Genomic DNA, 6771 nt, shown 5'->3' with positions numbered 1-6771 from the left:
CCCGCCTCTCACGACCCTTCGCCAGCCCTTCGCGAAGATCAGCCGCGAGATGGTTCGCATTCTTCTCGAACACGACCTGAGCGAGGTCGTGAACGAGACCGTTCCCGCGCCGCTGATCGAGCGCGAGAGCACCCCGGTCCGGTCCACGCCATGACCGCGCAACGCAACACACCACGCACAGGAAAGGGGACAGCGATGTCCATCACCATGAAAAACCGCCGCACGCGGCTCGTGTCCGGCAGCACCGCTGCCGCCGCGGGGGCTGCGCTGCTGCTCGCAGGGTGCAGTTCGTCCAGTTCGTCAGAGTCTGCTGATGCCGCAGCCGACGTCGACTCCACCGAGCCCGTCACCGTCACGGTGATGTACAAGTCCTCGGAGTTCACCGAGGACCACATCGCGGCGATCGAGGACGAGTACCCCCACATCACCATCGAGTTCATCGAGTACGACGAGACCCGCCTCAACGCGATGATGACTGCGGGCGACCCGCCGGACATCGTGCGCTCCGGCCCCAACTCGAACCTGTTCGCCAAGGGCCTTGCCACCAACCTCGACGACTTCATTGCGAACTCGGAGATCCTCACTGAGGACGACCTCCTTCCGGCGAACGACGCCTGGCGCTACGACGGCACCACGCGCGGTCAGGGCAACTACTACGGCATCATCAAGGACTGGAGCCCCGACGCCACGATCTGGCAGAACGAGGCACTGTTCGACGCGGCCGGCATCGAGCCCCTCGACACCACCGAGCCCACGAGCTGGGACGACCTGCTCGACAAGGCCATCGAGCTCAAGGACGCAGGCGTCGAGTACCCGCTCGGACTCGAGTGGGGCTGGGGCATCACCAACCTGCTGCAGACGATGATCGTCCAGCAGGGCGGCGAGGTCTACAACGACGACCTCACCGAGGTCACCTTCGACACCCCGGAGGCCGAGCGTGCCATTCAGTGGCTCATCGACTACGGCACTTCGGGGGTCGGAGTGACGTCGCTCAACCCGCTCCCCGACGGCCAGGACGCCCCTACCTTCATCGCTGGCAACATGGCGATGACCATGGACGGCTACTGGTTCGGCGGCAACCTGCAGGCCGACGAGGCGGCCACCGTCGCCGAGACGACGACCATGGCGCCGGCACCCACGTTCGGCGATCGCGTCAGCCCCATCTTCGGCGGCGTCGGCGCGTACATTCCGTCCGGGTCTGACGCACCTGGTGCGGCGTGGCTCGTGCTCGAGTACTTCATGGGCCAGGAGCCCGCTGCCGAGCGCGCTCAGACGGGTTGGGGCCTGCCCATCCTCGAGTCGCTGTGGGAGGAGCTGCCCAGTGAGCAGCCGTACCAGGTGCAGGCGAAGGACGCCGCACTCATCGAGGCGGAGTACGTCCAGCCGCTGCCCGACTCGCCCTACGTTCAGCTCTCGCAGTGGGACCAGATCGTGGACGCCGAGGTGACCGCTGGCATCCAGGGCAACAAGGACGCCGCCGGCGTCGCAGCTGCGATCCAGGAGCAGATGAACACCCTCCTTGCGCAGGGCAAGGACCAGCTGGGCTGATGTCCACCGTGACTGAGGCACCGGCCGCGACCACGGGCACGTCCCGTGGTCGCGGCTGGCGCCGCTACCGCTCTTCGACCTTCTACCTGTTCGCCTCGCCGTGGATCATCGGCTTCGTGGCGCTGACGCTCATGCCGATCGTCTATGCGCTGGGCGTCAGCTTCACCAACTACGACGGCAAGTCGTCCTTCTGGCGCTGGGTGGGCTTCCGCAACTACGTGGAGCTCATCACCTCGGACCCGAGCGCGATGCAGAGCATCGTCCGCACCGTCCTGTTCACCATCATCGTGGTGCCTCTGAGCGTGGCGCTCGGGCTCGTTCTCGCGATCATGGTGAACCACCGCCTGCGTGCTCGCGGCGCCTTCCGCGCGATCTTCTTCCTGCCGTCCGTGGTCCCGGTGGTCGCGACAGCGATCATGTTCCGCCTGATCTTCAACCGCGACGCAGGACTTCTCAACTACCTCCTGAGCTTCTTCAGCGATTCCAAGATCACCTGGCTCGCCGATCCGTATGCGTTCTACGTGCTCATCATCATGATGCTGTGGGGCTGCGGCGCCGGCATGGTCATCATCCTTGCCGCACTGCAGGACGTCCCCGTCGAGCTGGAGGAGGCTGCGAAGATCGATGGCGCGAGCTCGTGGCGCATCACCCGCAGCATCGTGATCCCGCTCATCTCACCTGTGCTCTACTTCCAGGTCATCACCGGCGTCATCGGGACCCTGCAGATTCTGGTGCAGCCCATGCTGCTCGCGGAGACGAGTTCAATCGCGAGCTCGGCGAATGTCCCGCAGAGCACGTCGCTGTTCATGGTCGAGGTCTACAACGAGTACTTCTACAACAGCCGGTTCGGCTACGGCTCCGCGATGCTCTGGGTCTTCTTCCTGTTCATCCTGACCCTCACGCTCGTCCTGCAGCGCCTGAGCAAGCGCTTCGTGTTCTACCAGGTCGAGTCCGGAAACGAGGAGTGATCTCCAGATGACCACCACCGTCAAGGACCAGGCTCCTGCGGCGATCGCCGCCCAGAAGCCCAAGACCACGGCACGCAAGCGGCGCCGCAAGGCTCCGGCGGAGGCCGATCACGGGAGGCCGGCGTCGTTCAGGCTCTACCTCGCCGTCATCATCTCGGCCACCGTCTTCCTCATCCCGATCGTGTGGCTCGTGCTCGCATCCATCGCGACGCCTGCACAGTTCTCGCAAGGTGCAGAGGGCCTCCTCAACATCTCCCCCACGCTCTCAAACTTCTACGAGGCCGTGACACGCATCGACTACGGGAAGTTCACGCTCAACTCGCTCCTATTGGCGACGATCATGAGCACGCTGACGACCGCGACGAGCGCCATCGTGGGGTTCGCCTTCGCGAGGCTACGGGGCAAGGGCCAGAAACCGCTGTTCACGCTTCTGCTCGCGACGATGATGATCCCGCACATCGCGACGCTCATCCCGACGTACATCCTGTTCGCCCGCATGGGGCTGGTGGGCACCTACTGGCCGTGGGTCCTGTGGGGCCTTGCCGGCACGCCCTACCTGATCTTCCTGTTCAAGCAGTTCTTCTCGGCGATTCCTCTCGAACTCGAGGACGCGGCGATCATCGATGGCTGCGGCTGGTGGCGCATCTTCGTGCGGGTGTTCCTCCCGCTCGCGCGGCCGGTCATCCTCACGTCCTTCATCCTGTCGTTCGTGTGGGCCTGGGCCGACTACCTCGCGCCCGCGCTGCTGCTCAACTACGACAACACGACGCTGTCGGTCGCGACGGCATCGGGCTACCTTGACCCGCGCGGCAACGGACTGCCCACGATTCAAGCTGCGGGCGCACTGCTGTACATCCTGCCGGTGGTCGCGATCTTCCTGGTCGCGCAGAAGCGGTTCATGGGCTCGGCGGTGAGCTCGGGCGTGAAGGGCTGACGGGCAAAGCTCTCATCCAGGAGGGACAAGCGGCCCCGGACGATGAATCGTCCGGGGCCGCTGCTCTGTCTGCTGTTGGCGACGGTCGACCGCGCTTCACCAGCGCAGGGCCGATGCGGTGGCGCCGGCTAGCGGTCGACGCGGGCGCCGCCGCCGGCGGCGAGCTTGTGGACCTCAGCCTTGGTCGCCATGGTCGTGTCGCCGGGGGTGGTCATCGCCAGAGCCCCGTGGGCGGCGCCGAGGTTCACGGCACGTTCGAGGGTCTCGCCTTCGAGGAGGCCATGGATCAGCCCGGAGGCGAAGGAGTCGCCTCCGCCCACGCGGTCCAGGATCTCCAGCCCGTCACGCTGCGTGGCACGCACGAGGCCGGAGTCGCGCGACCAGGCGAGGGCTCCCCAGTCGTTCACGGTCGCGGTCTTGACGCCACGCATGGTGGTGGCGATCACCTGGAAGTTGGGGAACGCCTCGGCGGCGTTGTCGATCATCTGCGCGAAGCCGGCGACGTCGAGGTCTTCGAGGTTCTCGTCGACGCCGGGGACCTCGAAGCCCAGCGAGGCGGTGAAGTCCTCCTCGTTGCCGATCATCACGTCCACATGGGGAGCGATGGCCCGGTTCACCTCCTGTGCCTTCGCGATCCCACCGATCGCCCTCCACAGCGAAGGCCGGTAGTTGAGGTCGTACGACACCACGGTGCCGTGACGGTGGGCGGCCTCGACGGCCGCGATCACGGTCTCGGCGGCGGTCTCCGACAGCGCAGCGTAGATGCCGCCGGTGTGCAGCCACCGCACCCCCAGCTCACCGAAGAGGTGGTCGAAGTCCACGTCCTCGGCAGTGAGCTGAGAGGCGGCGGTGTGACCGCGGTCGGACACGCCTACGGCTCCGCGGACACCGAATCCGCGTTCGGTGAAGTTCAGCCCGTTGCGCACGGATCGCCCGATGCCGTCGTACGCCTTCCAGACCAGATGAGAGGTGTCGACACCGCCGGCCAGGATCAGGTTCTCGACCAGGTGGCCCACCTCGTTGTCCGCGAGCGCGGTTACCACGCCGGTGCGGTATCCGAACGCCCGGGCGAGGCCGCGGGACACGTTGTATTCGCCGCCGCCCTCCCACGCGGTGAAGGACCGGGCGGTGCGGATGCGGCCCTCCCCGGGGTCGAGCCGCAGCATCACCTCGCCCAGGGACACCGCGTCGAAGCGGCACTCGTCCGCCGACTTCACACTCAGGACACTCACGTCAGGCCTCCTCGCCTTCGCTGTCACTGCGTGCCAGCGCCACGGCCTCAGCCACCAGCGCCGTCACCTCATCGAACGCGCCTGCCGCGACCAGGTCCCGGGGCACCATCCACGAGCCGCCCACCGCATGGACGGCCGGAATGCTCAGGTACTCGTGCAGATTCTTCGGCCCGATGCCGCCGGTGGGCACGAACGACACTCCGCCGAACGGAGCCGCGAGCGCCTTGACCGCCGCAGCGCCGCCGGAGGTCCCCGCCGGGAAGAACTTCACCGTCGACACGCCCAGCTCGAGAGCGGCCATCACCTCAGACGCCGTCACCGCGCCGGGCAGCGCGGCAACGCCGCGCTCGCCGCAGCGCTCCACCACCGCACGCGACAGCCCCGGCGACACCACGTAGGACGCGCCAGCATCGGCGGCCTCATCCACCTGCGCAGGCGTCAGCACCGTGCCGGCACCCACGATCAGATCGCCACGCTCCGCCATGATCCGTATCGACTCGGCCGCCGCGGCGGTACGGAAGGTCACCTCCGCGACCGGCAACCCGCCCGCAACCAACGCACCGGCTAGGCCATCGGCGCGCGCCACATCGTCGAGCACCACCACCGGCACCAGCCGATGCGCGCCCAGCGAAGCGAGGACGTCGCTCACAGGTCCTCCCCCAGGTCGAGCGACGCGACGTCGACGGGTGCCCCAGTGGCGAGCGACTGGTTGGCTGAGATGCCGACCGCGACGGCGCGCAGTCCGTCGCGGTAGCCGGCCGCGCGCTTGAGCGGGTCCTCGCCCACCTGCAGGTCGGAGCGGAACACCTCCATGAGAAGGATCGCGTCGCCACCACCATGACCGCCGATCCCCTCCGGGATGGCGACCTCGACGGGTGCCTCCCAGTGGCGCTGGACCACGAGGCGCTCGCCCTGCGGACGCACCTCGTCGGCGGCGACGCCCTCCGGGGTCGCGGACGGATCGAGAGTGACCTTGCCGTCCTCTCCGGCGATGACGGCGCCGCGCTCGACGACCTCGAGCTCAGCGCGCCCCTCGGTGCCGTTGACCGTCACGCGGTAGCCCTCCCACGGGCCGTGGGCGTTGAGCGAGTAGGTCAGGAGGGCGCCGGATCGGTAGTCCACCACGAGTGCGAGGTTGTCCTCGATGTCGATGCCCTCGTCGAACACGTCGCGGTCGCGAAGGTAGCCGTCGTGGTGCTCGGACTTGAGATAGAGCTGCTCGAGGCGGGGGTCGTCGCGCAGGTCGAGCGAGAAGGGATCGCCCTCGGCTCCGGTGCCGCGCTCGGGGCGCGGTCCGAGGCCGCGCGCACGAGCATTCTCTGCGCCGTAGAACTTGAGCCCGCCGCGCGCGTAGACGCGCTCCGGGACATCGCCCAGCCACCAGTTCACCAGGTCGAAGTGATGGCTGGACTTGTGGATCACCAGGCCGCCGGAGTTCTCCTTGTTGCGGTGCCAGCGCCTGAAGTAGTCCGCACCATGCACGGTGTCGAGCACCCATTCGAAGTGCACGGACGTGACCTGGCCGATCTGCCCGGACGCGATCACCTCGCGCAGCGTCGAGTTGCGCGGGGCGTAGCGGTAGTTGAACGTCATGACGAGGTCGCGGCCAGTCTCAGCGACGGCCTGCGTGATGGTGCGGCAGCCCTCGGCCGTCGTGGTCAGCGGCTTCTCCACCACCACGTTCGCGCCCGCGCGCATCGCCCTGTCGATCATCTCCGCGTGGGTCGCGTCGACCGTCGTCACGATGACGGTGTCGACCTGGCACTCCTCGATCATGCGCTCGAGGCCGTCGGCGTCGTAGCGCGGCAGCCCCGCGGGCGCACCGCCGCCGGCCTCCGCATCGTAGTAGTCGATGCGGCCGGGGTTGCGGTCGAGCCACGCGACGATCTGGGCGACGTCGGAGTGCGGACCCAGGATCGCGTCGACATACATGCCGGCGCGGTGCCCCGTGCCGATCACGGCATACCGGGTGAGCGGGCGGTCCGCTGCGGGCTCGTCGAACACGGGCAGCACGAGCGGGCTCGGGCCACCCGCGCTCACGGGACGGCGCGGCGCGGTGGGATTCTGGTCCTGGACTTCGGTCACGGCA

6 protein-coding genes are annotated in these 6771 nt (G+C 67.7%); 3 read left to right on the top strand and 3 right to left on the bottom strand.

All coding sequences use genetic code 11. The annotated features are described in order from the left end of the window. Positions 1-195: 195 nt before the first annotated feature. From QZ483_RS11775 to QZ483_RS11765, 3 genes are read left to right on the top strand one after another with little or no spacing between them, the layout of a single operon-like run. The gene (locus QZ483_RS11775) at positions 196-1548 is read left to right on the top strand and encodes an extracellular solute-binding protein (RefSeq protein ID WP_297084212.1); all 1353 of its coding nucleotides are present in this window, start codon (positions 196-198) and stop codon (positions 1546-1548) included. Further along, complete coding sequence (locus QZ483_RS11770; RefSeq protein ID WP_297084209.1) at positions 1548-2516, top strand: carbohydrate ABC transporter permease; 969 nt, start codon at positions 1548-1550, stop codon at positions 2514-2516. Before QZ483_RS11775 ends, QZ483_RS11770 begins: the two co-directional genes overlap by 1 nt. A 7-nt stretch (positions 2517-2523) precedes the next feature. Next, positions 2524-3450 carry a carbohydrate ABC transporter permease gene (locus tag QZ483_RS11765; RefSeq protein WP_297084208.1) on the top strand — a complete coding sequence of 309 codons (927 nt, stop codon included), beginning with the start codon at positions 2524-2526 and terminating at the stop codon, positions 3448-3450. Between the two features lie 128 nt (positions 3451-3578). On the opposite strand, the gene QZ483_RS11760 is transcribed toward QZ483_RS11765, so the two are convergent. From QZ483_RS11760 to QZ483_RS11750, 3 genes are read right to left on the bottom strand one after another with little or no spacing between them, the layout of a single operon-like run. Further along, entirely contained in the window at positions 3579-4682 is a 1104-nt protein-coding gene (locus QZ483_RS11760; RefSeq protein ID WP_297084207.1) for a sugar kinase, read from the bottom strand. A 1-nt stretch (position 4683) separates the two neighbouring features. Then, entirely contained in the window at positions 4684-5331 is a 648-nt protein-coding gene (gene eda, locus QZ483_RS11755; RefSeq protein WP_297084206.1) for a bifunctional 4-hydroxy-2-oxoglutarate aldolase/2-dehydro-3-deoxy-phosphogluconate aldolase, read from the bottom strand. After that, entirely contained in the window at positions 5328-6614 is a 1287-nt protein-coding gene (locus QZ483_RS11750) for a Gfo/Idh/MocA family protein (protein WP_297084213.1), read from the bottom strand. The genes eda and QZ483_RS11750 overlap by 4 nt, the downstream gene beginning before the upstream one ends. Positions 6615-6771: the final 157 nt, after the last annotated feature.

Source organism: uncultured Demequina sp., from assembly GCF_913055775.1.
GTDB lineage: Bacteria > Actinomycetota > Actinomycetes > Actinomycetales > Demequinaceae > Demequina.
Note: the sequence above shows the minus strand (reverse complement) of the source record. Positions and strands in the feature narration are given on the sequence as shown.

Bases quoted from the DNA above. Each gene is read 5' to 3' on its own strand.
- QZ483_RS11765 (WP_297084208.1), top strand. From the start codon at position 2,524: ATGACCACCACCGTCAAGGACCAGGCTCCTGCGGCGATCGCCGCCCAG.
- QZ483_RS11750 (WP_297084213.1), bottom strand. From the start codon at position 6,614: ATGTATGTCGACGCGATCCTGGGTCCGCACTCCGACGTCGCCCAGATC.
- QZ483_RS11775 (WP_297084212.1), top strand. From the start codon at position 196: ATGTCCATCACCATGAAAAACCGCCGCACGCGGCTCGTGTCCGGCAGC.
- QZ483_RS11770 (WP_297084209.1), top strand. From the start codon at position 1,548: ATGTCCACCGTGACTGAGGCACCGGCCGCGACCACGGGCACGTCCCGT.